The 25082-nt window shown below is 65.7% G+C and carries 23 protein-coding genes; 16 read left to right on the forward strand and 7 right to left on the reverse strand.

Annotated elements, in window-relative coordinates; all coding sequences use genetic code 11:
* Nucleotides 1-9 precede the first annotated feature (9 nt).
* Entirely contained in the window at nt 10-1164 is a 1155-nt protein-coding gene (locus PKE78_RS03665) for an HPP family protein (RefSeq protein WP_271199484.1), read from the forward strand.
* 4 nt (nt 1165-1168) lie between these two features.
* Here the strand turns inward: PKE78_RS03665 and PKE78_RS03670 are convergent, their stop codons facing one another.
* Nucleotides 1169-2017, reverse strand: a complete 849-nt coding sequence (locus PKE78_RS03670) for a hypothetical protein (RefSeq protein ID WP_271199485.1) — start codon at nt 2015-2017, stop codon at nt 1169-1171.
* Between the two features lie 100 nt (nt 2018-2117).
* Entirely contained in the window at nt 2118-2381 is a 264-nt protein-coding gene (locus PKE78_RS03675; RefSeq protein ID WP_271199486.1) for a PepSY domain-containing protein, read from the reverse strand.
* Between the two features lie 112 nt (nt 2382-2493).
* Between PKE78_RS03675 and PKE78_RS03680 the strand changes: the two genes are divergently transcribed.
* From PKE78_RS03680 to PKE78_RS03690, 3 genes are read left to right on the forward strand one after another with little or no spacing between them, the layout of a single operon-like run.
* Nucleotides 2494-2790, forward strand: coding sequence for a PepSY domain-containing protein (locus PKE78_RS03680; protein ID WP_271199487.1), 297 nt, complete (start codon nt 2494-2496; stop codon nt 2788-2790).
* A 3-nt stretch (nt 2791-2793) separates the two neighbouring features.
* Nucleotides 2794-3459, forward strand: a complete 666-nt coding sequence (locus tag PKE78_RS03685) for a response regulator transcription factor (protein ID WP_271199488.1) — start codon at nt 2794-2796, stop codon at nt 3457-3459.
* Nucleotides 3456-4808 carry a sensor histidine kinase gene (locus PKE78_RS03690; protein ID WP_271199489.1) on the forward strand — a complete coding sequence of 451 codons (1353 nt, stop codon included), beginning with the start codon at nt 3456-3458 and terminating at the stop codon, nt 4806-4808. The genes PKE78_RS03685 and PKE78_RS03690 overlap by 4 nt, the downstream gene beginning before the upstream one ends.
* Here PKE78_RS03690 and PKE78_RS03695 read toward each other — a convergent pair.
* The 4 genes from PKE78_RS03695 to PKE78_RS03710 form a co-directional block, all read right to left on the reverse strand.
* Nucleotides 4805-5518 (reverse strand): phosphotransferase, encoded by a 714-nt coding sequence (locus tag PKE78_RS03695; RefSeq protein ID WP_271199490.1) that lies wholly within the window; start codon nt 5516-5518, stop codon nt 4805-4807. The two genes, PKE78_RS03690 and PKE78_RS03695, sit on opposite strands and share 4 nt — an antisense overlap.
* Before the next feature lie 109 nt (nt 5519-5627).
* Entirely contained in the window at nt 5628-6353 is a 726-nt protein-coding gene (locus PKE78_RS03700; RefSeq protein WP_271199491.1) for a glutamine amidotransferase, read from the reverse strand.
* A 13-nt stretch (nt 6354-6366) separates the two neighbouring features.
* Entirely contained in the window at nt 6367-7383 is a 1017-nt protein-coding gene (locus PKE78_RS03705) for a homoserine dehydrogenase (RefSeq protein WP_271199492.1), read from the reverse strand.
* A gap of 15 nt (nt 7384-7398) precedes the next feature.
* Nucleotides 7399-7821 carry a VOC family protein gene (locus tag PKE78_RS03710; RefSeq protein WP_271199493.1) on the reverse strand — a complete coding sequence of 141 codons (423 nt, stop codon included), beginning with the start codon at nt 7819-7821 and terminating at the stop codon, nt 7399-7401.
* A 103-nt stretch (nt 7822-7924) separates the two neighbouring features.
* Between PKE78_RS03710 and PKE78_RS03715 the strand changes: the two genes are divergently transcribed.
* The 7 genes from PKE78_RS03715 (at nt 7925) to PKE78_RS03745 (ending at nt 17076) form a co-directional block, all read left to right on the forward strand.
* Entirely contained in the window at nt 7925-8803 is an 879-nt protein-coding gene (locus PKE78_RS03715; protein WP_271199494.1) for a LysR family transcriptional regulator, read from the forward strand.
* Nucleotides 8800-9660, forward strand: a complete 861-nt coding sequence (locus PKE78_RS03720; RefSeq protein WP_271199495.1) for an RNA polymerase sigma factor — start codon at nt 8800-8802, stop codon at nt 9658-9660. Before PKE78_RS03715 ends, PKE78_RS03720 begins: the two co-directional genes overlap by 4 nt.
* A gap of 590 nt (nt 9661-10250) precedes the next feature.
* Nucleotides 10251-10844, forward strand: a complete 594-nt coding sequence (locus PKE78_RS03725; RefSeq protein WP_056380919.1) for a DUF6088 family protein — start codon at nt 10251-10253, stop codon at nt 10842-10844.
* Nucleotides 10837-11874 carry a nucleotidyl transferase AbiEii/AbiGii toxin family protein gene (locus PKE78_RS03730; protein WP_271199496.1) on the forward strand — a complete coding sequence of 346 codons (1038 nt, stop codon included), beginning with the start codon at nt 10837-10839 and terminating at the stop codon, nt 11872-11874. The genes PKE78_RS03725 and PKE78_RS03730 overlap by 8 nt, the downstream gene beginning before the upstream one ends.
* A 63-nt stretch (nt 11875-11937) precedes the next feature.
* Nucleotides 11938-12783 carry a restriction endonuclease gene (locus PKE78_RS03735; RefSeq protein WP_271199497.1) on the forward strand — a complete coding sequence of 282 codons (846 nt, stop codon included), beginning with the start codon at nt 11938-11940 and terminating at the stop codon, nt 12781-12783.
* Between the two features lie 11 nt (nt 12784-12794).
* Nucleotides 12795-13574, forward strand: coding sequence for a Hachiman antiphage defense system protein HamA (locus PKE78_RS03740; protein WP_271199498.1), 780 nt, complete (start codon nt 12795-12797; stop codon nt 13572-13574).
* Nucleotides 13558-17076, forward strand: coding sequence for a DEAD/DEAH box helicase (locus PKE78_RS03745; protein WP_271199499.1), 3519 nt, complete (start codon nt 13558-13560; stop codon nt 17074-17076). Before PKE78_RS03740 ends, PKE78_RS03745 begins: the two co-directional genes overlap by 17 nt.
* Nucleotides 17077-17194: 118 nt before the next feature.
* Here the strand turns inward: PKE78_RS03745 and PKE78_RS03750 are convergent, their stop codons facing one another.
* Nucleotides 17195-17371, reverse strand: coding sequence for a DUF1508 domain-containing protein (locus PKE78_RS03750; RefSeq protein WP_271199500.1), 177 nt, complete (start codon nt 17369-17371; stop codon nt 17195-17197).
* A gap of 239 nt (nt 17372-17610) precedes the next feature.
* Between PKE78_RS03750 and PKE78_RS03755 the strand changes: the two genes are divergently transcribed.
* Genes PKE78_RS03755 through PKE78_RS03775 form a run of 5 tightly spaced genes read left to right on the forward strand, consistent with a single transcriptional unit; the run spans nt 17611 to nt 24846 of the window.
* On the forward strand, nt 17611-18168 hold the full coding sequence (locus tag PKE78_RS03755) for a restriction endonuclease subunit S domain-containing protein (RefSeq protein ID WP_271199501.1): 558 nt from the start codon (nt 17611-17613) through the stop codon (nt 18166-18168).
* A 4-nt stretch (nt 18169-18172) separates the two neighbouring features.
* Entirely contained in the window at nt 18173-19732 is a 1560-nt protein-coding gene (locus PKE78_RS03760) for a type I restriction-modification system subunit M (protein WP_271199502.1), read from the forward strand.
* Nucleotides 19729-20934 carry a restriction endonuclease subunit S gene (locus PKE78_RS03765; RefSeq protein ID WP_271199503.1) on the forward strand — a complete coding sequence of 402 codons (1206 nt, stop codon included), beginning with the start codon at nt 19729-19731 and terminating at the stop codon, nt 20932-20934. The genes PKE78_RS03760 and PKE78_RS03765 overlap by 4 nt, the downstream gene beginning before the upstream one ends.
* Nucleotides 20931-24146 (forward strand): type I restriction endonuclease subunit R, encoded by a 3216-nt coding sequence (locus tag PKE78_RS03770; RefSeq protein ID WP_271199504.1) that lies wholly within the window; start codon nt 20931-20933, stop codon nt 24144-24146. The genes PKE78_RS03765 and PKE78_RS03770 overlap by 4 nt, the downstream gene beginning before the upstream one ends.
* Nucleotides 24130-24846, forward strand: coding sequence for a M48 family metallopeptidase (locus PKE78_RS03775; RefSeq protein ID WP_271199505.1), 717 nt, complete (start codon nt 24130-24132; stop codon nt 24844-24846). The genes PKE78_RS03770 and PKE78_RS03775 overlap by 17 nt, the downstream gene beginning before the upstream one ends.
* The last annotated feature ends 236 nt before the right edge of the window (nt 24847-25082 follow it).

A 25082-nucleotide genomic window follows, 5' to 3' on the forward strand; every position in this document is an offset into this window, starting at 1 on the left:
GACGCATTCATGCATCCCCTGCTGCGCCGTTTCCTCCCCGACATGCCCCGATTCACTCCGCGCGAGCGCGCCCTGTCGGCGTTCGGCGCCTTCCTCGGCGTCGGCGCGACCGGCCTCGTGTCGACCGCCGCGGTCGGCGCGGGCGCCGCCCTGCCGGCGATGATCGCACCGGTCGGCGCGTCGGCCGTGCTCCTGTTCGCCGTGCCGGCGAGCCCGCTGGCGCAGCCGTGGTCGATCATGGGCGGCAATCTGGTCTCGGCGATCATGGGCGTCGCGGCCGCGCAGGCGATCGGGTCGCCGCCGCTCGCGGCCGCGGTCGCGATCGGGCTCGCCATCGCCGCCATGATCACGCTGCGCTGCGTCCACCCGCCGAGCGGCGCGGTCGCCCTGACAGCCGTACTCGGCGGAGCCGAGATTCACGACCTCGGCTTCGGCTTCGTGCTCTGGCCGGTGGCGGCGAACTCCGCGCTGCTGCTCGCCTCCGCCCTGGCGTTCAACCCGCTCGCGGGACGGACCTATCCGAGCCGGCCGGCTGAGCCCAAACCGAAACGCGGCGCCGACGAGCCGGCGCCCTCGGCTCATATCGGGATCACCCCCGACGATCTCGACGCGGCGCTGGCCGGCCTCGGCTATCCGCTCGACGTCGGGCGGGCCGACCTCGAGGCCCTGCTGCGCCGCGCGCAGCTTCATGCCTTCGGACGCCGCGCCACCCAGACCGTCTGCGCCGACGTCATGGCCCGGAATGTCGTCGCCGTGTCGCCCGGCATGTCGATCCGCGAAGCGCTGAAACTCGCGCGCGAGCGCCGGCTGAAGGTGCTGCCGGTGACCGACGAGTCCGCCCGCGTGATCGGCGTGGTGACGCAGACCGACTTTCTCGAGAAGGCGACATGGAGCGGCCTCGGCCCGCATGTGGGGCTGAAGCGGCGGATCGAGCTGACGCTGACGCGGCTGCGCGCGCCCTCGTCCCGGGTCGAGGACATCATGACCACGCAGGTCCGTTCGGTCCGCCCCGAAACCCCGATCGCCGACGTCGTGCCGCTGCTCTCCGACAACGGCCTGCACCACCTGCCCGTCGTCGACGACGCGGGACGGTTGATCGGGCTGCTGTCCCAGACGGACGTCATCCTCGCCTTGCTCGCCGACAAAGCCGCCGCCGCGGCCTAAGGGGTCAGCCGAAGCCGAGCTGCGCGCGGATCAACTCGGCGAGCCCGGGCTGTGGACCGAGCGCCAGAATCTCCTCGACCATGTCAGCCTCCTTGTCGGACACCAGGCTCGCCTTGAGGTCCTCGTCGGAGGCGGCGCGGCCGTGATAGGCGGCGACCACGGCCTCGACGCCGGCGCGCCCGGCGCCCGCGCACAGGAACGGAAGGATCGTGGAGTGCAGCCGCGTCGGCAGCGGCTTCAGCGCGACGCTCGTCCCGCCGAGCGCGAGGGCCTCCCCGGCGTCGACCGGATGTTGGTCGCCGTAGAACACGCTCCAGCGGAGATTGGGCAGATCGACCGACGCCCGGACGTCGCCGAAGCGCTGCAGATCGCGCAGGATCCGCCGGCGTCGGCCGGCGCGCTCCAGAAGGTTGTGATAGCTCTTGAACCGGATCGCCTCGTTCGGCGGCCACAGCCGCGTCTGCGCGCCGAAGGCGAGCGCGGAGACCTGAACCTGCGGCAGCGCGCGCGCGAGTTCGCGGGAGACGAGCAGCGCGCCGAAGCCCGACTTGCTACTGCCGATGGCGCAGACGGCCTCGAAGCCATTCGCGGCGACGAAGCCGCGCAGCCCATCGATCAGGCTGTCGACGAAGGTGGTGTAGTAGCTCACGCGCTGATCGGCGACGTCCACCACCGCGCAGGGAAACGGCACGCTTCCCAGCATGAGGCTGCGCCGCGATGACAGGTTGATCACGACGCCGGAGCCGCGCCCGGGGCGCAGGCCGAGCTTGTAGGTCTCGTTGATCAGACCGAACGCCGACGTGTCGAGGATAAGCTCCTCGCCGTCGGCCTGCCGTTCGTCGCTTCCGCGCATGCGCCCTCGGGTCCACCGCCGCCGAGGCGGCCCGGCCGGTTCTTAGCGGCCCGGCGGACGGCGGCCAAGAGGTCGCCGTTCGCCCGCGACGCGGCTCGCGTCAGTCGTCGAGGCGCTCGTTCGAGATCGCGCCGGTCCTCGGATCGACGTCGAACTCCATCATCCGTCCGTCCTTGACGCCCTTGCCTTCCCAGCGGCCGTCGTCGGCCTCCAGTTCGGCGACGCTGGAATAGCCTGCGGCCTTCAGCTTCTGCGTGACCTGCTCCATGCTGATCCAGTCGGCGCCCGGCGTGTCGGCGAAGGCGGCGCCGACGGGCGCGACGGCGAGAGCGGCGGCGAGGACGAGCTTCGAAGCGATGGACATGGCTTTCTCCTGTGGCGTGATTGATGACGCCGGTTCTCGCAGCTTCCGCCCACGTCATCCTGACGAGCGTCGTCAGCGTTTCGTCAGCGAGGTCGCTCTATGCTGCGCGGCCATGATCCGCCCGCTCGCCATCCTCGCCGCCGCCGCGCTCGCGCTTGGGGCCGCCCTGCCCGCCCTCGGCGACGACGACCAGGACGAGGCGCGCCGCGCGCTCGAGCGCGGCGAGATCCGCCCGCTGGAGGAGGTGCTGGCGGCGGCCCGCGCCCGTGTGTCCGGCGACGTCGTCAAGATCGAGCTCGACCGCGACGACGACCTCTGGGTCTACGAGATCAAGATCCTGACGCCCTCGGGCGCGCGCCGCGAGGTCGAGATCGACGCGCGGTCGCTGCGGGTGCTGGAGGTCGACTGAGCCGTGCGCCTGCTCGTGGTCGAAGACGAGCCGCAGATCGCGGCCGACCTGCGCGACGGGCTCGTCCAGGCGGGCTTCGTCGTGGACCTCGCCCGCGACGGCGAGACGGCGTGGTTCCAGGCCGACGTCGAATCCTACGACGCCATGGTGCTCGACCTCGGTCTGCCGCGGCTCGACGGTCTCAGCGTGCTTAAGCGCCTGCGGGAAGGCGGCAGCCGGCTGCCGGTGCTGATCCTGACCGCGCGCGACGGCTGGCGCGAGCGGGTCGAGGGCATCAACGCCGGCGCCGACGACTACCTCGCGAAGCCTTTCCGCATGGAGGAGCTGGTGGCGCGGCTTCATGCCGTGCTGCGGCGCGCGGTCGGCGAGGCGGCGCCGGTGATGCGCGCCGGCGAGCTCGAGCTTGATCCCCGCGGACGCCAGGCCAGCCTCGCGGGACGGGCGCTTGCGCTGACGCCGCTCGAATTCCGCGCGCTCGTCCACCTCATGCGCCGGCGCGGCGTCGTGGTCTCCGCCGGCGAGCTGATCGAGCACGTCTACGACAGCGGCGCCGAACGCGAGACCAACGCGGTCGAGGCGCTGATGACCCGGCTGCGCCGCAAGCTCGGCGCGCCCCTGATCGAAACCCGCCGGGGCCACGGCTACCTCATCCCGGCGGACGACCGGTGACCGGACGGTCGCTGCGGCTCAGGCTCAGCCTAGCGGCGGCCGGACTGATCGCGCTCGCGCTGGTGCTCGGCGGGGCAGGCCTGTTCCTGATCTTCGACGCCGCGCTCGACCGGCGCACCGCCGACGAACTGGACCAGACCGCGCGCTTTCTGGCCGGACAGGTCGCCTTCGGCGCCGACGGCGCGATGACCCTGGAGCAGCGTCCGGCCGATCCGCGCTACGCCGCGCCCTATGGCGGGCTCTACTGGCAGGTCGACGCCGCCGACGGACAGCGCATGCGCTCGCGGTCGCTGTGGGACAAGGCGCTCGACACGCCGCCGCGTCCGGAGGGCGATGACGCCGAACCGCAGACGCTCGACATCCCCGGGCCGGACGGCGGAACGCTGCTCGCGGTGGCGCGCGCGGTGCAGGTGTCGGAGCCCCGGCCGCCGGTCACGATCCTTGTCGGGCTCGACCGTCGCCAGCTCGCCGCGAGCCGAACGGAGGTGCTGCGCCTGCTGGCGCCGACGCTCGCCGCGCTCGCCGTGGCGCTTTCGCTCGCCATGGCGCTGTTCGTCCATCGCGCGCTCCTGCCGTTCCGCGCGCTGCGGGACGATCTCGGCGGTCTGCGCGAAGGTCGGACAACGACGCTGCCCGGCCGCTACGCCGACGAGGTGCAGCCGCTGGTCGACGACCTCAACGCGCTGCTGGACCAGCGCGCGCGGGCGCTGAAGCGCGCCGAGACGCAGGCCGCCGACATGGCGCACGGCCTGAAGACACCGCTCGCGGTGCTGTCGGCGCTCGGCCGCCGGATCGCGCCGCTGGCCCCGGCCGAGGCCGCCGAGATCGAGCGTCAGGCGGAGGCGATGTCGGCGCAGGCGACCCGCGCCCTCGCCCGCGCCCGCGCCACCGCCGCGGGGCTCGAACGCCGGGGCGCCGCGGCCGCGCCGGTCGTCCGCCAGATCGCCGCCGCGCTCGATCGCCTGCCCGGCTCGGAGCGGCTCGACTGGCGGATCGAGACGCCGGACATAGTGGTCTTCCCGGCGTCGGAGGGCGAGCTGTTCGAGATTCTCGGGGCGCTCATGGACAACGCGCGCAAATGGGGCCGGCGCTCCATCGTGGTGTCGGCGCATGGAAACCGGGATTCCGGCGCGATCACGGTCGCGGACGACGGACCCGGCATGGCGGCGGACGAGCGGGCGCGAATCGGGCGCGGCGTGCGCTGGGACGAGACGACGCCCGGAACCGGCTTCGGCCTCGCCATCGCCCGCGACCTCTCAGAAGCCGCCGGGGCCCGGTTGAAGCTCGGCGTCTCCGAATTCGGCGGGCTGGAGGCGACGGTGTCGTGGCCGGCGCCCGCCGCCGATTAGGACAGGGAGCGCAACGGCAGGCTGATCTTCAGCGGCGGCCAGCCCATTTGCCGCGCCACCAGCACCCGGTGCGCGAAGGCGACGATAGGGGCCGCGATGCGATGGCGGAGACGCTGGCGCTTGCGAGCGAGCGCCTTTCGCCATTTGCCGTTCGCCACCACCACGTCGGCGACGGTCGGCCCGACGAAGGCCGCGCTCCAGTCGACGACCACCGCACGGCCGTCCGTGTCCAGCATGATGTTGCTCGGCGCGAGGTCGCCGTGGCACAGCCCCTCGCCGGCGAAGGCGGTGGGGTCGCCCGCGATGCTCGCCAACGCCGCGTCCGCGCGCCCGCCCGAACGCGCCGCCATCAGGGACGGCGGAGGCGACGGCACGCGGCGGAGCTGGAGATGCAGCGACAGCAGCTCCTTCAGCGCGCGCGCCAGGCCGATGCGCCCGGTGCGCAGCGCGGTCTCGAAGGTGACGCCGTTAATGCGTTCGCCGACGATGCCGTAGCGGTCGCGGTAGGCGACGATCTCGTCGACGCGCCATGTTCGCACGCCGGCGGCCCAGGCGTGGCGGGTGATTCCGAACTCGGTCGTGGCGTCCGACAGGCTGGACGCCCTCGACAGGAAAAGCTTCACGACGCGTCCGTCGGAGAGAGCGTAGACCCCGGCCCTGTAACCTTTGCCGAGCGGCCCGACGATCTCGGCCTTCTCTAAAGTTCGCATATGCCCTGCACGTTGCGTCATCGCCGGCAACCGCACCGCGCCGACGGGACGTTCCTGTAGGCCGCCTTATTACGACGGAACTGTGGCGGCGCGCGGTCGCGCGCTTGGATCAGGTTCGCGCGTGCTCGCCGTCGAGCCTGAGGCCGTCGAGCCAGCGGCCCATCATGCCGGCTGCGGCCGGCGGCAAACTGTCGCCGTGCACGGCCGCGTCCGCGCGCAGACGCGCCGGGCTGATCCCGGAGCCCGCCAGTTCGCTCGCGTGGCCGATGAGCCAGCTCTCGAACCTCTCGCGTTGCGCTTCTGCGTGAAACTGCAGCCCGAGCACGTTCGGTCCGCGGGCGAACGCCTGCGCGGGGCAAACCGGCGTCGACGCCAGCAGGTCGCATCCCTGCGGCAGATCGAAGGTGTCTCCATGCCAGTGCAGCGCCGCGACGCCTTCGAGCGCGGCGAGCGGGCCGCGGGCGCCTGCGTCCGTCAGGTCCAGGGCGCCCCAGCCGATCTCCTTCGTCCGCCCCGGATAGACCGCGGCGCCGAGCGCGGCCGCCATGAGCTGCGCGCCAAGACAGACGCCGAGCGTCGGGCGATCGGCGGCGAGCCGCGCCTGCAGCAGACGGATCTCCTGCGCGACGATCGGATAGAGCGCGCCGTCTTTGACGCCGATCGGGCCGCCAAGCACGACCAGGATGTCCGGCGCGAGCGGATCGACGGCGCCGAGATCGGACGACGCCGCGTCGACATACTCTATGTCGAAGCCGCCGTCGCGCAGCGGTCCGGCGAAGCTGCCGAGGTCCTCGAAATGCAAATGGCGGATGGCCCGGACGAGACGTCGCGTCATTTGCCTTGGCTCCTCAGGCGGGGCGAAGCCGTCCGGCCCTCGCCGCGAGAATATGCTCAAAATCCTTGAGCGCCGCGGACGCCGTGGCGAGCGGCTCGGCCCCGCAGCCGATCGCCACGATCTCGCCCATGCCGTCCGTCGTGACCCGGATCGCCTTGGTCTTGCCGGGCAGGCGCGCGAGCGGGTCCGTCAGTGGGTAGGCGTCGACGCCGACGCCGCCCCGGAAGGCGCCAGCCTCGTCGCGCCAGAGACGTCCCACGAGCTTCGGAACGAGGCCGTCGCTCCGCCAGCCGGCGATCTGCTCCTCCGTCACGGACTGGATGCCGCGGACCTCGAGATCGCTGATCGAGAGCTCCGCGCCGAGGCCGAAGCCGGCGAGGATGACAAGCTTGCGGGCCGTGTCCCACCCCTCCACGTCGTCGCGGGGATCGCTCTCCGCGAAGCCGCCGGCCTGCGCCTCGCGCAGCGCCGCCTCGAAGCCGACGCCACGCGCCATCATGGCGTCGAGCAGGTAGTTGGTGGTGGCGTTCAGCACGCCTTCGACGCCCAAGACCTCCGAGCCGAGAAGATTGTGGTCGAGCAGGTCGACTGTCGGCAGCGCCGCGCCCGCGGCGCCGCTGACCTTGATCGTCGCGGCCGAACGGCGGGCGAGCGCGCGCAACCGGGCGCCGTCGCGAGCCAGCGCGCCCTTGGAGATGACGATGGCGTCGCGCCCGCCCGACAGGGCCCGTTCGAGATAGGCGAGCCCCGGACGGCCCGTGCGGTGATCGCTCGGGCCGGCCTCGATCAGCACGTCGGCGCCGCTCGCCTCGATCACGTCCGGGCCCGACAGGCCCGGCTCCAGATCGTCGAAGCGCTCGGGCTCCAGACCGGCCGGATCGACCAGCCCCGCTCGTGACGCGCAGACGGCGACCAGCCGGACCTCGACGCCGTAGACGTCGCGGTAACGGGCCCGCCGGTCGAGCAGAAGCCCGGCCGTCGACCGCCCCACGGCCCCGAAGCCGGCGATGGCGACGCGACAGAGCTCCATCCCGGCTCGCCCCCGTTACTTCGCGAACAGGTTTCCGATGTCGGCGAAAGCCTTCATCTCGATGGCGTTGCCGCTCGGATCCCGGAAGAACATGGTGGCCTGCTCGCCCGGCTCACCCTTGAAGCGGATGTAGGGCGCGATGACGAACTCGATCCCGGCCTGGGTCAGCCGGTCCGCCGCCTCCCGCCACTGGTCCATGGGCAGGACGACGCCGAAATGCCGGACCGGCACGCCGTGGCCGTCGACCGCGTTGGTCGCCGCGACGCCGGTCTCGTCCGGCGCGAGATGGGCCACGATCTGGTGGCCGTAGAAGTCGAAATCGATCCAGTCCGGCGAGCTGCGGCCCTCCGGGCATCCCAGCAGGCCGCCGTAGAAGGAGCGAGCGGCCGCAAGGTCGTCGACGGGGAAGGCGAGATGGAAGGGGTGCAGCGCAGGCATGGTCGGGTTCTCCGTTGCGGACGCAGACGCTTCTACACGGTCCAATTCATGACGAAAAACGTTTCTTTCTTTATCTGAGCCGCACGAAACGTTATCAATCGTCATGATCCCGGAGCTTCGCACATTGCTCGCGGTCGCGCGCCACGGCACGTTCGCCGCCGCCGGCGATCGCGTCGGGCTGACCCAGGCGGCGGTCAGCGGACATATGCGGCGGCTAGAAGAGGCGCTGGGCTTTCCACTGTTCGAGCGCACCGGGCGCTCGGCCCGCCTCAACGAGGCGGGACTGCGCACGGTCAGGCGGGCGGAGGAGCTGATCGCCTCGTTCGAAGCGCTGGGCGAGCCCGAGCGCGACGACGCGTGGGAAGGCGTTCTACGGGTCGGCGCCATCGCCTCGGTTCAAGCGACGCTGCTCGCGCGCGCGCTCGTTCCGTTTCGTAGCCGTTTCCCGCGCTGCCGGCTCCATGTGGCGCCGGACGTCTCGCTGAGGCTGATGGACCGCGTCGACGCGGGCGAGATCGACCTCGCGATCCTGATCCGCCCTTCCTTCGATCCGCCGCGCGATCTCGAATGGCTGCCGCTCGTCCACGAGGACTACGCCCTGATCGTTCCGGCGGAGGTGGCCGGCGACGACTGGCGCGCGATTCTGCCGGCGCATTCGTTCATTCGGTACGACCGCTCGTCGTTCGGCGGCCGGCAGGTGGAGCGGCTGCTGCGGAGCGCGTCGGCGCGACCGCGGGACTGGCTCGAGATCGACGAACTCGCCGCCATGCCGGCGATGGTCGCGCTGGGGCTCGGCGTCGCCATCGCGCCGCTGTCGGAAGCGCTGCTGCCGCTGCCGCCGGGCGTCCGCGCGATCGGGCTTGGCCCCGCCCCCATCCGCCGCGAGATTGGCGTCCTGCGCCGCGCCGGCGAAAGCTCGCCCGCCGCCGCGGCGCTGGTGGAGGCGCTGCACGCGGCCCGGCCGGAGCCGTCGAGGCGTTGAGCCTGTTATCGGGAGCCGTGCTGGGCCTCGACGCCGCGCGGATCGCCGCGAGCTTCCTTGTCGCGCCCGCCTCGATGGGGCAGAGGCTGGTGCGCGCGAAGCGCCGCATCCGCGACGCCGGCATCGCCTTCGCGATACCCGAGGCTGCGGATATCCCCGAGCGGCTGTCGGCGGTGTTGTCCGCGATCTACGCGGCCTATGGCGCGGCCTGGGATGACGTGGCCGGCGCCGACCCGCGGCTGGTGGGCCTCGCCGACGAGGCGATCTGGCTCGCGCGGCTGACGGCGAGGCTCGCGCCCGACCAACCCGAGGCGCTTGGCCTGCTCGCGATGATGCTTCACTGCGAGGCGCGGCGGACGGCGCGGAGAGGGACCGACGGCGCTTTCATCGCGCTGCGTCGCCAGGACGTCGCGTTATGGTCTCGCGACATGATCGTCGAGGCCGAGGCCAGCCTGCGCGCCGCCGCCCGCGCGGCGAGGCCGGGCCGGTTCCAGACCGAGGCGGCGATCCAGTCGCTCCATGCGCAGCAGCGCATGACCGGCGAACGCCTGCACGCCCCGCTGCTGCTGCTCTACGACGTGCTGGCCCGGTTCGCGCCCACCACCGGCGTGCTGGTCTCGCGCGCGGTCACGCTCGCCGAGAATGGCGATGCCGACGCCGCGCTGTCGCAGTTGGACGCGATCAGCGGCGCGGAAACCTACCAGCCATGGTGGGCGGCGCGCGCGCGTATCCTGTGGCTGAGCGGGCAGGCGGCGGCCGCACGAGAGGCCGCGTGGCGCGCAGCCGGTCTCAGCAGCGATCCCGGCGTCCGCCGATTCCTGCTGGCGGAAGGGTATCAGGACGGCCCCCGACAATGATGCCGCGATCGCCATGGGCCTTTTGGGCGTGAGCGTGGTCGCGCCCCCGCATGCGCTGCTCGATGATCTGGCCTGCTGGAGTCTCGTCCTGCAGACTATCGGCGAGTTTCGAACCGAACCTTCACGCGTTTTGGCTCAATCGTCACCGATCGCCGCCGATCCTACCACCCGTCATTCCCACTCGATTGTTCAGCATGGCCATAAGTAGTTGATTTATCGCGAAATTCTTCTGTTTGGATGGCGATATGCCGACACGGGGGCCGTCAAAAACCTACGCTGTTGATTTTAAACAGCTTTTTCTACGAAAATTTTCTTGCATGCTTTCGGTATCTATCGAGGTCGATTACCTCTGAGAACCGATTTTCCAGCGGCTGGAAGCCGCTCCGCAGCCAGCGAAAAGTACCGTCACTCGTCTTATAGCAAGGTTTCGTTCGGTGAGCGAGGTCCGCCAACCGTGCCCCAGAGTAAGCCTGCGCGAGGGCCTGACGGACCGTTATCACCTCCCTATTAGGCGCCCCTTGAATGTCAGAAAAAGATGTACTATTTTCTGACACATGAAAGCCACTGTCACATCAGTTCCGGATCGGATCATGCGACGCGCCCGCGCTGGCGGGCGTGGCGGCGTCTTCACGCCTCGTGACTTCCTGGACGTGGCGGCGCGCGCAGCGGTAGACCAAGCCCTCTCCCGCTTGGCGAAAACCGGAAAGCTCCGCCGCCTGGCGCGTGGCTTATATGATTTCCCCAAGGTCCATCCCAAGCTCGGCCCGCTTTCTCCAACTCCCGACGACGTTGCGCAGGCGCTTGCACGCGAGACCGACTCGCAGGTGCAGATCGCTGGCGCGCGCGCGGCCAACGCGCTCGGCCTCTCGACCCAGGTTCCGGCGAAGAGCACCTATCTGACCGATGGCCCCTCCCGCCGCGTCGTGCTGGGCAAGCGCGTGGTCGATCTGCGTCACGCCTCGCCCAAGCATCTGATTGCTCCGGGAAGCCCGGCCGGCACCGTCGTCCAGGCTCTTCGTCATGTGGGGCAGGTGCGCGCCGCCGACGTCGCACAAGTCGCAGCGCGTCGCCTGTCGGCCAGCGACAAGAAGACGCTTGCCTCCACCGCGGTCCAAGCACCCGCCTGGATGAGGCCGACGCTCGTCTTGATCGCCAACGCAGCGTCGGGCGATCTGGATGGATAAAGTCGCTCTTCTTCCGGCTACCGACCGGGCGGCTCTTTTTGGCGAGACCGGCGCAGGCCGAGGTATCGCCGACGCGATCATCGAAAAGGACTTTTGGGTCTGCTGGACCTTGAAGCGGCTTTTCGACCTGCAAGGAAAGGACGCTGCCACCTTGGTCTTCAAGGGCGGTACGTCCCTTTCAAAGGCGTTCGGCGCGATCCGCCGCTTCTCCGAAGATATCGATCTATCCTTCGACCGCGCCGACCTCGGCTACGTTGGCGACCGTGATCCCGAGAAGGACGGAATCAGCCGGAAGAAGGCGGCCCAACTCATCCAAGACCTGGTGGCCGACGTCGAGGAGCATATCGCCGAGAAGTTGCTTCCGGCGCTTCGCGACGCCATCATCGAGCAACTCGGCGAACCGACCGATGGCGCCTGGTCGCTGGAGATCGATGCCGGCGACGCGCAGACCGTGAATTTCCACTATCCGACCGCGCTGCCCGTCGCCGAATATGAGGGCATGGCCTACATTACGCCACGGGTGAAGCTCGAACTCGGCGCGCGCGGCGATCCCTGGCCGACCGAGGAGAAGGTCATCCGCTGCTATGCGGCGGAGGACTATCCCGACTTCTTCGAAGATCCCGACGCCGCCGTCACCGTGCTCGCTGCACAGCGGACCTTTTGGGAAAAAGCCACCGCCTTGCATGCGGAAGCCCATCGCCCTGCTGAATCCGCAACGCCACAATATTTCTCACGACACTATTACGACCTCGCCATGCTTCTAGACACCGACGAGGGCAAAGCCGCCGCAGGCGATTTCGACCTTCTGGCGACGGTGGCGAAGCACAAGGCGACCTTCTTCCGATCGGGCTGGGCCAGCTACGACACCGCGCGGCCAGGGACGCTGCGCCTGATGCCGAGCGAGGCGCGGATGAGGGATCTGCGTGCAGACTATCGTGCGATGGCGCCAATGATGTTCGATGACAGCCCGCCCGCCTTTGACGTCATACTTGCAAAAATCGAGAAGCTCCAAGAAACCATCAATAACTAGCGCAGAGCTACAGGCCGGGAAGGAAAGTTTATTAGCGCGATACGCTCCATCGATCTTCGGCTTGTGGATGATCTCGTCGACTTCGCACGAGGTCCCGGCTTTGTGCTGGATTTTTCCGATACCAGCTTCGCGGACTTCTTCGCCTCCGAGCTCAAGGTCAATATCGATGACCCGAAGTACGCAGTGAATGGCGGCTCGAAGGGCAAGCGCCTGCGCTACTTCCTGCAGAGCTGCGACGACGCCACCGCCGTCCGCACACTTGCGGCGCTCTGGGAGCATCGCTGGGAATATCTTGCACGCACGGGCGGGAAAGATCCCGTCGTCAATGCAGAGAGCCGCTATCAAGGGCTGATCAGCCGACTCTCTGGCCGCGCCACGCCGCAGGCGTCGGAGCCCAGCGCGAACAAAGGCGCGGTCGACAAGCAGACGATCGCCCAGATCAAGGCAGACCTCCTGCAGGTCACGACGCTCGGCCCGCAAGCGCGGGGCTACGCCTTCGAGGGTTTCCTCAAGGGCCTGTTTAACACCTTCGGTCTTGCGGCTCAGGACCCGTTCCGACTGAAAGGCGAACAGATCGACGGCAGCTTTCTGCTTGGCAGCGAGGTCTATCTTCTCGAAGCCAAGTGGCACGGGCAGCCCATCGGCGTCGCCGAGCTGCATACGTTCCATGGCAAAATCGAGCAGAAGGCGGCATGGACGCGCGGCCTGTTCGTCAGCAACAGCGGCTTCTCTGAAGACGGTCTGGTGGCCTTTGGTCGGGGCAAGCGCGTGATCTGCATGGACGGTCTTGATCTCTACGAGATGCTCGACCGGGGAATACCGCTCACCCAGGTACTTGAACGCAAGGTGCGCAGGGCGGCCGAAACCGGCATGCCCTTCCTTCGCGTTCGCGATCTCTTTCCGAGCTGAGGGCGAGGCGCATGGTTCAATTCAACGATTGGTGCGACTCCGCCGACACCGCCGCAGGCAATCATCACGTTCGGGTCATAACGGGCCGGCCTGCCGACTCGGCGACCGGCATACAGGTGACGGCCACGGCCCTGCCGGTCCACTACGCCGCCGAGGAACGTATCGCCGGCGCGCTTGCAAGGCTGGGAAAGCCCGCCGCCGCGAAGATGATCACCGATCTTCTCCCTCAGACGCCGCAGATCCGTTCGGGCGATCTCGGTGAGATTTACGCAACTGAGTGGATCAATGCACACAGCGGCTATCGCGCGCCCATAAAACGGTTGCGCTGGAAGGATCACCGCAACATGGCGATGCGCGGCGACGACGTCATCGGTATGATCCTCGATCCCGCGACGCAGCGCCTTCGCTTCCTGAAGACGGAAGCGAAGAGCCGCATCGACCTCCGTGCCCAGACGTTACAGGAGGCGCGGATCGGCCTCGATAAGGATGGCGGCCTCCCGTCGTCGCATGCGCTGTCCTTTATCTCGGCTCGGTTGATGGAACTGGGCACTGATGCGCCGCTTGTCGACGCGATCGACGAAGCGCTCTATCGGCACGGCATCCCGCCCGAGAGCGTCAAACATCTTCTCTTCACCTTCTCCGGAAACTCTCCGCACGCGCTGCTGACGCAGGCGCTGCAAGCTTACCCTGGTCCAATCGGACAATGGGGTGTCGGTCTGCACGTCGATGGCCATGCCGCCTTCGTTGGGGCCGTCTACGCTCAGGTCATAGCCGATGCCAACCAGCCCTGACGCGATAATAGCCGCCATAACGGAAGCGACGACGACGGGCTTCCGCGGCAGGCTCATCGCGCGGGGCCAGGCGCGGGCGATGATCTGGCGCGACGGCGTTCTCCCACCTGAAGCGCCCGCCTTCTCGCCCCAACTCAGCTTCGACCTCCACAGTTATGCCTATGGCTTGCTTGGGTTAGGGCTACGCCTCCTCGAACTCAATGGCGACCCAAGCCAGGCACGGATCGCGTTCGAACAGGCGGCAACCGCGCTCGAAGCGGTTATGGCAAAAGGCAATCGTGCCGAGGCGGATCGCGATTTCCATTTCGTCATGGCGGCGGCAAGCTATCATCTCGCGCATCTGTCCGCGCGGGCCTACTCCCTCCTGGCGGTCGTAGCGGCCGAGGGCAATTTCTCGCCCATCGAACAAGCGCTCGCGCTTTTGATGCGGCGAGACATCACAGAGCTGCGGGCACGAATTTATGCCTTCCGCCTGGACGGCCGAGGGTCGGACGCCACAATTGCAGCGCTGCTCCAGCAGCGCCTTGCCGAGCCGGCGGCCGACGCGCCGGAGCGCAACGGGCAGGAATTCCTTTTCGAGGGCCTCGACCTAGCACTGACCGATGCCTTCTTCGGCGCCTTCGCCATCTTCCTGCTGGCACTGGATCGCGGAGAGCGCGTCCTTGTGGATCGAGCGATCGCGCAGCTTCGCCAAAGCCTCGACATCTGCGCAGAGCTGAACCTTTTGCCGCAGTGGTGGGTGCATCGGGTCGCCATCCATCTGCTCTCCGATCTCTGGGCGAGCACCTTCCACGAAAAAGTCCCTGTCCTTCCGGCCGGCGGCGCCGCACCTGAATGGCCCGGCCTTCGCGAGCTCTTCATCGCCGTGCTCGCGCGCCGCCAGCGCGCCGAGATCGATCTGTGGCCTTCGCAGGTCGAGGCTGCGGCGCGCGCCGTCGATCAGACCGACAACCTTGTCGTCTCGCTTCCGACCAGCGCCGGTAAGACCCGGGTCGCCGAATTGTCTATCCTAAGATGCTTGGCCGGCCGCCGTCGGGTCATGTTCGTGACGCCGCTGCGCGCCCTGTCGGCGCAGACGGAAACCACGCTCCAGCGCACCTTCGGGCCGCTCGGCAAAACCATCTCCGCCCTCTACGGCAGCATCGGCGTGTCTGGCTTCGATGAGGACGCGATCCGCGAGCGTGACATCGTCGTCGCGACCCCGGAGAAGCTCGATTTCGCCTTGAGGAACGATCCGTCGCTGCTCGACGACGTGGGCCTTCTCGTCTTCGACGAGGGCCACATGATTGGACCTGGCGAGCGCGAGGTTCGGTACGAGGTTCAGATTCAGCGCCTGCTGCATCGACAGGACGCCGATCAACGCCGCATCGTCTGTCTGTCAGCCATTCTTCCCGATGGGGAGCAGCTCGAGGATTTCTCGGCGTGGCTGCGCCGCGACCAGCTTGGCGGGCCCATCAAGCACGATTGGCGTCCAACCCGCCTGCGCTTTGGCGAAGTGACCTGGAATTCGCCAACGGCCCGCCTGAATCTCCGCGTCGGTGAGGAAAAGCCCTTTGTGCCCCGGTTTCTCACGGGCGCGGCGCCGCCTCTATTCGTACCGCCGAAGAAGCTTCGCACGCGGCTCTTCCCGGACAATCAGCCGGAATTGAGCCTCGCTACCGCCTGGCGGCTCGTCAGCGATGGTCAGACGGTTCTGATTTATTGCCCGGAGCGCCGGAGCGTTGAGCCATTCGCCAAGGTCATCGTCGACCTCCACTCGCGCGGGGCGCTGACATCGTTGCTCACCGTCGATCCAGCCACCTTGCGGACCGCGATCGCACTCGGGGAGGAATGGCTGGGCCCGGACAGCGATATCCTCAAATGCCTGCGGCTTGGCGTGGCCCTTCACCATGGCGCCTTGCCGACCGCCTATCGCAAGGAGGTCGAGCGTCTCCTGCGTGACGGCGTGCTCAAGGTCACGATCTCATCACCAACCCTGGCCCAGGGCCTGAACCTGTCGGCGACCGCAGTCGTCATGCATTCGCTTTATCGGCATGGCGAGAAAATCAAGGTGTCGGAGTTCAAGAACGTCATCGGCCGCGCCGGCCGCGCCTATATCGATGTCGAAGGCCTTGTCCTCTATCCCATTTTTGAGGACACAAAGAATAAGAAGCACGACGAGTGGGTGGGCCTGATCGAGGATCTCGGCGCCCGCGAAATGGAGAGCGGGCTCGTCCAGCTCATCTTCTCGCTGCTCACACGGATGCACAGACGACTTGGCGGCAACCTCGACCAGCTCATCGACTATGTCGTCAACAATGCGGCAGCATGGACCTTCCCGGAAGTCGCTGGCGAAAAGGCAGACAAGCGTGAGCGAGCGCTGAACGAGTGGGAGCGCCATATGGCGACGCTCGACACCGCCATTCTCAGCCTTATCGGCGAGGCCGACGTGCCTGATGATCAGATCGAGGCCGCGCTCGATACGATCCTTCAGTCTTCGCTCTGGCAGCGGCGCTTGCTGCGCGTGGACGACGCATCGCGCGCCGCCTACCGCGCCACGCTCCTCACGCGAAGCCGGTACGTCTGGGCAAATTCCACGGCCGCAACGCGGCGCGGCTACTTCCTGGCCGGTCTCGGTCTCGAAGCCGGGCACGCTCTCGACGCCATCGCGCCCGAGGCCAACTTGCTTCTCATCCAGGCGAACGCAGCCTTGATGCTGTCCGACCATGAAGCCGCGATCGCGGCCATCACCGGGATTGCGGAACGGGTCTTCGCCTTCTACCCATTTGAACCCGATCCATTCCCTGCCAACTGGCGTGACATTTTGCGCTGCTGGCTGCTCGGCCAACGCCTCGCCGGGGCGGTCGGCGGCCAGGAAGCCGAGACGTTGCAATTTATCGAGGGCGGTTTGGTCTATCGCCTGCCTTGGGCCATGGAGGCGTTGCGAGTCCGTGCTGCCGCCAACGGCGATGTCGTTGGTGTGTTCGGCCTGGCGCTGGCGGATCATGAACTCGGCCTCGCCGTTCCGGCCGTCGAAACGGGGACGATGAACCGCTCCGCTTCCATCCTGATACAGGCCGGCTTCAACTCGCGGCTTGCGGCCATCAAGGTCGTTGCCGACACCGGCGCCACATTTACGACCGGCGCGGAATTGCGCGCTTGGCTTCGCTCGCCTGGCGTCGCGGCATGGTCGGCCCAACCAGAGTGGCCCACCTCCGCGACCCGCAGCATGTGGCTCGAATTCATCCAGGAATTCGCGCCGTCCGACAACCGGACCTGGGCGCGGCGAGACTATCTTGGGAACGTGGAGTGGTTCGCCGCCCCCGCACCACCGGGAACGCCTGTTAGCCTCTATCATCGAAATGGGCAGCCGCTGGTGCTGGCGCCCGATGGGCATCCGATCGGCCTGCTGCAGCACCCGCTCAATCCAAATAGGCGCGGCCTTGTGCGAGCGAATGTTGCTCAGAATATCGCTCAGCTCGATCTGAGCTATCTCGGTCCTGACGACTTGTGGGGGGCCTAGAACGCAGAGGACCAAACCGCCCATATCGGCTCATGCGGAAGACTGTAAACAACAAGATCAGCGCGCATGGCTTCGGACGAGTAAACGGGGCGCGGACATTGCCCGCGCCCCGTTCCTGTTACGCGCGGCGGACCGGCGCCGCCGACGACCCCTTGTTGATCTCGATCGAGCGATCACAATCGCCTTCGGCGACATATGCCTCGCTCGACATCGAGATGATGCGGCCGTTGGAAGCGACCAGGCGCCAGCGCCAGCCGTCGGTGCGATACTTTCGTAGTACATTTGTAGTCCTCATGGTTCGCGCGACTTGACCAAGTACGAAGCACGACGCACATAAGGAGTTCGACCACCCATGCGTCTGCGGCCCCAAAGCCGCGGCTGGGGACCAGCGGGCTCGGCGCGTCAACGCCGGGCCCGTTTTCGTTTGCACAGCATGAAGCGACTGCAGCCAGATTGCAATAAGCTTTTTCTGTATGAGAAGTCCTCTTACTGGATTTCGCTTGATTTTTTGCTGTGGCGGCGTAAGGTGCCGCCATGGTCGCTCTCTCAAAGTTCGCGTTGATCGCTACTGGTGTTGCCCCGGACAAGTTGCGGGACGACCCCGTCCGTTTCGTGCAGATTCGTGATCTCACAGGCGCTCGCAAAGACCTCACGGTTGGGGAGCGGCCGCTCGTCGCCCGTGCGCTGCCCATTCAAGCAGGCGACATCTTGGTGGCCGCACGTGGCGAGCGAACGCTTGCCGCCGAGGCTGACGAGGATCTTTTCGGCGCTTACGCGAGCCTCGATCTATACTTGGTCCGGCCGGAAGCGACCCGACTTGACCCCTCATTTCTACTGGCCTTTCTCCTGTTGCCTCAAACGGGTGTCAGACTGCGCGCGTCGACCGCCGGCGCCTCTCTGCCCCGCATCGCCCGTGATGATATTGCCCAACTCGACCTGCCCGATCTTCCGCTCGAACGGCAGCGCTCCATCGGTCAGCTCGCACGCGCGCATCGAACACATCGCGAGCTGCTGATCCAACTGGCTGAGCGCCATGCGACGGCTGCTGATCTTCAGATCCTGGAAGCGCTACGCGTTTCAACCGAAGGATAAACCTATGCCCACCATTGACGACATTAAGAACTCCGTCTGGTCTGCCTGCGACACCTTCCGCGGGACGATCGATGCGACTCAGTACAAAGACTATATCCTTGCTCTTCTATTCCTGAAGTACATCAGCGACATCTGGAAGAAGCACTACGACGAGTTTTCTGAGGAGTATCGGGACGATCCCGCAGATGTCCGCGAGCTGAGGATCCGTCGCAAGCTTGAGCGGGAGCGGTTCAAGCTGAAGGAGGTCGAGGTCCGCAACAGCAAGGGCGAGGTGATCGACCGCTTTCTCAGTTCCTTTGACAGCCTCTTCGAGCGGCGCGCGAACGACAACATCGGCGAGCTGATCAACATCGCGCTGGACGGCATTGAACAAGCCAATGATCCCAAGCTGAAGGGCGTTTTTCGCAACATTGATTTTAACTCGGAGGCCAATCTCGGCCAGACCAAAGACCGTAATCGGCGCCTCGAAACGCTGCTGAAAGACTTCGGGAAGGCTGCCCTCGATCTTCGTGACGTCAAAGAAGATATCATCGGTGAAGCCTATATCTATTTGATTGAGCGTTTCGCCTCGGACGCCGGCAAGAAAGCGGGTGAGTTCTTCACGCCACGTCGGGTGTCGGAGTTGGTCGCAAAGCTGGCTGCGCCCAAGGAAGGCGCTCGCATTTGCGACCCTGCTTGTGGCTCCGGCGCACTTTTGCTGCGCGCTGGCGAAGAGGTCGGGAGCAAGAACTTCCGCTTGTATGGTCAGGAATCGAACGGCCAGACACGCGCGCTTGCGCGGATGAACATGTTCCTGCACGGACAGGACAGCGCACGCGTCGAGTGGGGCGACACGCTCAACAATCCCCTCCTCCTCGAGGGCGACCATCTGATGCGTTTCGACGTCGTCGTCGCAAACCCGCCCTTTAGCCTGGATAAGTGGGTGGGCGACGGCGTGAAGGCCGATGCCCATCGTCGATTTACGCGCGGCTTGCCTCCGCAGACCAAGGCCGACTACGCCTTCATCCTCCACATGATCGCCGTGGCCCGTCCAGGAGAAGGACGCGTCGCGGTCGTTGCGCCGCACGGCGTGCTATTTCGGGGTGGCGCCGAGGGCCGCATCCGAGAGAGTCTCGTGCGGGACAATCTGTTGGATGCCGTAGTTGGATTGCCGGCGCAGTTGTTCCCAACCACAGGCATCCCCGTCTGCATTATGGTGTTTGACCGCGCCCGCGAGACAGGTGGACTGCGCGAGCATGAAAAGGATGTCCTATTCATCGACGCGAGCCGTGGCTTCACCCCTGGCAAGAAGCAAAACCAGCTCGATGAGGGTCATCTGTCGGCGATCGTGGACACTTACCAGACACGCACCGAAGTCACGAAATACTCGCACAAGGCGTCCTTCGCCGAGATTGAGAAGAATGGCTTCAATCTCAACATCCCGCGCTATGTTGATACATTCGAGCCGGAAGCGGAAATCGACCTTGCGACCGTTCAACAGGAGATCCGAGCCATCGAGCAAGACTTGGCGGCGACCCGCAAGGTGATCGACGCGTGCCTCGCAGATCTGGGGGTGCGAGTATGAAGCGCCTCTCCTCCACCAATCCATGCACGTTGGGAGATTATTTCGACAATCGGCAGGAACCGGGTCGCGCCGGGCTGCCCGTGATGTCCGTCACGCAGCACGACGGGTTAGTCCTTCGCAACGCAATCGATCGTCGAACTGAGTCCACGTTGGGACCCGAGGATCATTTGCTCGTCCGAGCCGGCGACATTGCCTACAATATGATGCGCATGTGGCAAGGCGCGTGCGGGCTGGCCGATCGTGACGCCATGGTCAGTCCCGCCTACGTGGTTCTGCGGCCGAAATCGAACGTTGACCCCGCCTTTGCCTACCAACTGTTCAAGTCTGAGCGTGTCCTTCATCTGCTCTGGGCTTATTCGCATGGCCTGACCGAGGATCGACTACGCCTCTACTTCGACGACTTCAGTTCAATACCCGTGACGCTTCCTGACCTTCCGGTCCAAAAGAGCATGGGGCACGCCCTGCTTCGTTGGGACGCGGCGATCGCACAGGCGCGGCGATTAGTGGTTCTGAAAGAGCAGCGACTCTATGGCTTGCTCGCCCGCCTGATCGGTGTTCACCAATCTGGCCCGCTCACCGATGGCTGGAGCAGAGACGAGCTTGGCGCGCTCGCCACCTTCAAGTCTGGCGGGACCCCTGACCGTGGCCGCGCGTCATTCTGGAGCGGCGATGTACCTTGGATTTCGGCGAAGGATCTGAAGACTTTCGAGCTAGACAGCTCAGTCGAGCGGCTCACAGCCGAGGGCGCAGCGAAGATCACGCTTGTGCAGGCTGGTACGGTGCTGATCTTGGTCCGCGGGATGGGCCTGTTCAAAGATCTTCCCATTGGGGTCGCCATGCGCGACCTGACCTTCAACCAAGATGTGAAAGCCTTAATGCCCAAGCCGGGACTTGATCCGCGCTTTCTGGCCTACGCTCTCAAGGCGAGCCGCAAGACGTTGATGGATCGAGTCGACAGTGCCGGTCACGGGACTGGCCGTCTAGCAACCGACGTGCTCGAGGCGCTGCCGGTCTCCTTCCCGGCCATACCGGACCAGCATTCGATTTTGCAAGTTCTCGACGCTGCGACGCGTGAGCAACAGCAGGCGCGCCGCATGGTTGAGGTCCTGGCCAAGGAGAAGCGGGCTGTACTTCAACGAGTCCTGCCAAATGGCGCCGTCCACGACAATGCGGAACCGGAGCTGGCGGCGGCCTCAGCATGAACACCTCTCCCGAGTTTGCCCTTTCAGAGGCCGGCGGTGCCCAACTCGCGACGCTAGCGACTCTGTCATCGTTAGGGTGGCATTATATCAACCGCGCCGACGTCGACAGGATGCGTCAAGGGCGACGTAGCCACGTGCTCCTAGACGACATCTTGCGCAAACAGTTGGCACGACTGAACCACATCAGCTGGCGCGATCGACGCCACCTGTTCTCGGAAGCAAACATCGAAACGGCGATCCGGCGGCTGTCTGGCGTCAGGTATGATGGTGTGCTTCGGACAAACGAGGTGGTGACAGACCTCCTTGAGCTCGGCATCGCTCTGCCGCAGACAATCGACGACACGGCTCGCGAGTGGCCTTTCCGCTATATCGACTGGGACGACTGGCGCGCGAACGCCTTCCATATGACGGCCGAGTATCCGGTCGAGTGGCCCGGAGGTGGTTCAATTCGGCCCGACCTCGTCCTTTTCGTTAACGGCATCCCGTTCGCCGTGATCGAGGTGAAATCGTCACGGGAGAAGACCGAACAAGGTATTACGCAGACCATCCGCAACCAAAAGGCCGAGGTGGGATGTCCAAACCTTTTCTTCTCGGTTCAACTCGTCCTGGCCGCTAATCCTCATGAACCGCGCTATGCGACTGTTGGCACGCCCCTGAAGTTCTGGTCGAGCTGGAGAGAGCGGGAAGACGCTCCCGACTTCACGAGGAAAGTGGTCGCCCGTTCGCTCGACTCTATCGAAGCCAAGCAGATATTCGACGACTTCGCCCCGCACCGTCGGCGCTTCGAAGCCCAAGCTGAACAAGGCCGCGAAGCGACGCGACTGGACGAGACCCTCGTCGCCCTCTTCCGGCCGGAACGCCTGCTGGACATGGCGCGGCGCTTTACCCTGTTCGATGGGCCAGTGAAGAAGGTCGCGCGCCACCAGCAGGTGTTTGCGATCAACAGCGTGCTCGGACGCGTCCAGAAGCTCGAAAACGGCCGCCGGGCCGGCGGCGTCGTCTGGCACACGCAAGGGTCGGGCAAGTCGCTGACCATGGTCATGCTCGCCCGCACCCTGACCGCCGCCGTTAAGGGCGCGCGTCTCGTGCTCGTAACGGACCGTACTGACCTCGACGACCAAATTGCCCGCACTTTCGCAGCGACCGGACTTGCCCCTCAGCGCGCCCGAACCGGCGAGCACCTCATCGAGTTAATTGAGGAGCGCGCCCGAGTGATCACGACAGTCATTCACAAATTTCGTGCGGCGCTCGGCAAGCGGCGTGTTGTCGACCGAAGCAGCGACATTTTCGTGCTCGTCGACGAGAGCCATCGGAGCCAGTACGGCGACCTTGAAAGCCTTCACGCCCGCATGCGTGAGGTGTTTCCACAAGCTTGTTTCATCGGCTTCACCGGCACGCCGATCGCCAAGCGCGAGCGGAACACCTTTCGCCAGTTCGGACCGCTCTTCGACCCAGTCTACTCGATGCGCGACGCAGTGGGCGATGGCGCCGTTGTTCCTCTCCTCTATGAAGGCCGACACGTCGAGGAGGACGTCGATGAACAGGCGATCGACACCTGGTTCGACCGCGTTACCCGCGGACTGTCCTCTGCCCAGGCTAATGACCTGAAGCGCAAGATGAGCCGTCCGCGCGCCGTAGCCGGCGTCGCCTCGCGGCTAAAATGCATCGCGTTCGATGTCAGCCAGCACTTCACCGAACACTTCAAGGGCTCGGGCCTGAAAGGGCAACTTGTGGCCCCCTCCAAGCGGGACGCCATTATTTTGAAGCGTCTGATCGACGAGTTCGGCGAGATCAGCGCCGAGGTCATCATCTCCGCTCCCGATCAGAGAGAAGGCGACACGGACATTGACGAGGGGGTAGACGATGTTGTCGTCGCATTCTGGCGTCGCATGATGGCGCGTTACAGAGGCGAGGAAACTTACAACAAAGGAATCATCGACGCGTTCAAGGGACCAGGTGACCCTGATCTCCTGATCGTGGTCGACAAGCTACTGACCGGCTTCGACGCGCCACGCAACACGGTCCTTTACCTCGCCAAGCCTCTGAAAGAGCATGGATTGCTGCAGGCGATCGCCCGCGTGAACCGTATTTTCGACGAAGAGGGCGCACCGCCGAAACCCTTCGGCTACATCATCGACTATTGTGGGGTTCTCAGAAGTCTGGGCGACGCCCTGAGCGCGAACGACGCACTCGCCGCCTTTGACGATGAGGATTTGGCGAAAGCTTTGACCGATGTGGCAGATGAGGCGCGTCGTCTGCCGTCGCTGCACGCAGCGCTCCTCGATTTGTTCAGCGGGATCACAAACCGCTTCGACGAGGAGGCCTACGCCAAGGCATTGATCGACGAGGCGCTGCGGGAAGAGTTCTACCGCAGGCTTGGCCAGTTCTCGCGCTGTCTCACCGTTGCGCTGTCGTCGCGCACCTTCCAGGAGGAAACTCCGCCCGAGCGTCTCCGACGATGGAGGACTGACGAAAAACGTTTCATAGCGCTTAGGGAGCATGTCCGGGCTCGTTATGCGGAGAAGGTAGATTGGTCAGACTATGAGCACCGCGTTCGGACGCTGCTTGATCAGCACGTAACTGCGCACGAGGTGATCACGGTCGTCGAGCCGCTGAATGTGTTCGATGAAGGCGCGATCGAGGCGGCACGCGCGGGTAAAACTCGCTCCGACGCCTCAATCGCCGACGAAATTGCCCATCGTGCCCTTCAGGTAATCGAAGAGAAATGGGCGCAGGATCCCGTCTTCTTCGAGAAGTTTTCCAAGCTGATCCGGGATGCTATCGACGCGTTCCGGAGAGGGCGTCTGGAAGAGAAGGCTTACCTGGCCGAAGTCCGCCGGCTCAGGGATTCCGCCGAACGGCGCGAGGACGCCGACGACCCAACACCGGAAGCGATTCGCGGTAAGAGCCATGAAACAGCCTTCTGGGGTATCGCGCGTCGCGAGCTCGCGAAGGCCGGTTTCGATCGCGACGGTGTCGCCGTGGATATCGCGGAAGCGGTCACCCGGATCGTTGCTCAGCACCGCGTAATTGGGTGGCAGAGCGATCGGGACACTGAGAACCGAATTCGGAATGATATCGACGACTTCTTCTTCGATGAGGTGATCGGACGAAGGAAACTCGCAGTCGACCCCGCGGTGCTCGACGCGATCATGGACGACGTCATCGCCTCAGCGCGCGTGCGAATGGCGGACGATGGCCGGATCCACTGACCTTGCGTTTGATTGGGGCGGAGCTTCCATCGCATTTTCGGTGGAACGGTCCGAGCGGCGTACACTGCGTATTGCGGTGACGCCCGACGGTGAAGTCGTCGTTTCCGCCCCGACGCACGCGCGGGACGCCGACATCGTCAGCCGGGTGCGGCGGCGCGGCGCCTGGATCGTTCGTCAGCAAGCCCGGTTCGACCGGTGGCGACCCCGCACGCCCCTGCGGCAATACGAAAGCGGCGAGACCCACCTCCTGCTTGGACGACCGTATCGGCTTCTGTTCCAGCCCGATCCGACGATTGACGTACGTATCGACGGCGACCGGATCATCCTCAAGCTACCGCAGGACAAGGGTTTGGTATTCCGTCGCACAGTGCTTCGGCACTGGTACGGCCTCCACGCCCATCGCGTGTTTCCCGAGCGGCTGGCGGCCATGCTGCCACCGTTCGAAAGGCTCGGCATCGAGCGGCCTCGACTGGTCATCCGCCAGATGACACACAGATGGGGTAGCTTCACGGCCAAAGGCGCGCTCGTGCTCAATCTTGAGCTCATCCGCGCTTCGCCTTCGTTGATCGATTACGTCATTGCCCATGAGCTTACACATGCGTTGCATCCGGATCACGGCGCCGGGTGGCAAGACTTGTTGAGCCGGATAATGCCGGACTGGCGAATCCGGAAAGATGAGTTGGAGCGTGAGTTGCTCTGAATGGAAACCAGCGCCGAATGATGTTGCTCACTCGAGCGCGGGTTCCGGTTCGCTTCCTTATCGGTGAGCACAACTACCGGCGCGGACGACTGCGAAAAGTGGCCTGCGATAGGGGGAAAGCCTTCCCCTGCGGTCGAGCTCAAGGTCTCGACCGACCCCTTCTGCGGGGAGACCCCGCAACGCCCCCTGAGAGTGAGAGTGCGGACCGGTTTCCGTGACGGGTAAATAGCTGGAGA

This window comes from Methylopila turkensis, from assembly GCF_027922325.1.
Classification (GTDB): domain Bacteria; phylum Pseudomonadota; class Alphaproteobacteria; order Rhizobiales; family Methylopilaceae; genus Methylopila; species Methylopila turkensis.

Excerpts from the sequence above, each read along its gene's own strand:
- PKE78_RS03750 (WP_271199500.1), bottom strand. The coding sequence starts at position 17,371 with ATGAGGACTACAAATGTACTACGAAAGTATCGCACCGACGGCTGGCGC.
- PKE78_RS03665 (WP_271199484.1), top strand. The coding sequence starts at position 10 with ATGCATCCCCTGCTGCGCCGTTTCCTCCCCGACATGCCCCGATTCACT.
- PKE78_RS03675 (WP_271199486.1), bottom strand. The coding sequence starts at position 2,381 with ATGTCCATCGCTTCGAAGCTCGTCCTCGCCGCCGCTCTCGCCGTCGCG.
- PKE78_RS03680 (WP_271199487.1), top strand. The coding sequence starts at position 2,494 with ATGATCCGCCCGCTCGCCATCCTCGCCGCCGCCGCGCTCGCGCTTGGG.
- PKE78_RS03705 (WP_271199492.1), bottom strand. The coding sequence starts at position 7,383 with ATGGAGCTCTGTCGCGTCGCCATCGCCGGCTTCGGGGCCGTGGGGCGG.
- PKE78_RS03760 (WP_271199502.1), top strand. The coding sequence starts at position 18,173 with ATGCCCACCATTGACGACATTAAGAACTCCGTCTGGTCTGCCTGCGAC.
- PKE78_RS03740 (WP_271199498.1), top strand. The coding sequence starts at position 12,795 with ATGGTTCAATTCAACGATTGGTGCGACTCCGCCGACACCGCCGCAGGC.
- PKE78_RS03670 (WP_271199485.1), bottom strand. The coding sequence starts at position 2,017 with ATGCGCGGAAGCGACGAACGGCAGGCCGACGGCGAGGAGCTTATCCTC.
- PKE78_RS03755 (WP_271199501.1), top strand. The coding sequence starts at position 17,611 with ATGGTCGCTCTCTCAAAGTTCGCGTTGATCGCTACTGGTGTTGCCCCG.
- PKE78_RS03745 (WP_271199499.1), top strand. The coding sequence starts at position 13,558 with ATGCCAACCAGCCCTGACGCGATAATAGCCGCCATAACGGAAGCGACG.
- PKE78_RS03695 (WP_271199490.1), bottom strand. The coding sequence starts at position 5,518 with ATGCGAACTTTAGAGAAGGCCGAGATCGTCGGGCCGCTCGGCAAAGGT.
- PKE78_RS03775 (WP_271199505.1), top strand. The coding sequence starts at position 24,130 with ATGGCCGGATCCACTGACCTTGCGTTTGATTGGGGCGGAGCTTCCATC.
- PKE78_RS03715 (WP_271199494.1), top strand. The coding sequence starts at position 7,925 with ATGATCCCGGAGCTTCGCACATTGCTCGCGGTCGCGCGCCACGGCACG.
- PKE78_RS03700 (WP_271199491.1), bottom strand. The coding sequence starts at position 6,353 with ATGACGCGACGTCTCGTCCGGGCCATCCGCCATTTGCATTTCGAGGAC.
- PKE78_RS03725 (WP_056380919.1), top strand. The coding sequence starts at position 10,251 with ATGCGACGCGCCCGCGCTGGCGGGCGTGGCGGCGTCTTCACGCCTCGT.
- PKE78_RS03710 (WP_271199493.1), bottom strand. The coding sequence starts at position 7,821 with ATGCCTGCGCTGCACCCCTTCCATCTCGCCTTCCCCGTCGACGACCTT.
- PKE78_RS03770 (WP_271199504.1), top strand. The coding sequence starts at position 20,931 with ATGAACACCTCTCCCGAGTTTGCCCTTTCAGAGGCCGGCGGTGCCCAA.
- PKE78_RS03730 (WP_271199496.1), top strand. The coding sequence starts at position 10,837 with ATGGATAAAGTCGCTCTTCTTCCGGCTACCGACCGGGCGGCTCTTTTT.
- PKE78_RS03765 (WP_271199503.1), top strand. The coding sequence starts at position 19,729 with ATGAAGCGCCTCTCCTCCACCAATCCATGCACGTTGGGAGATTATTTC.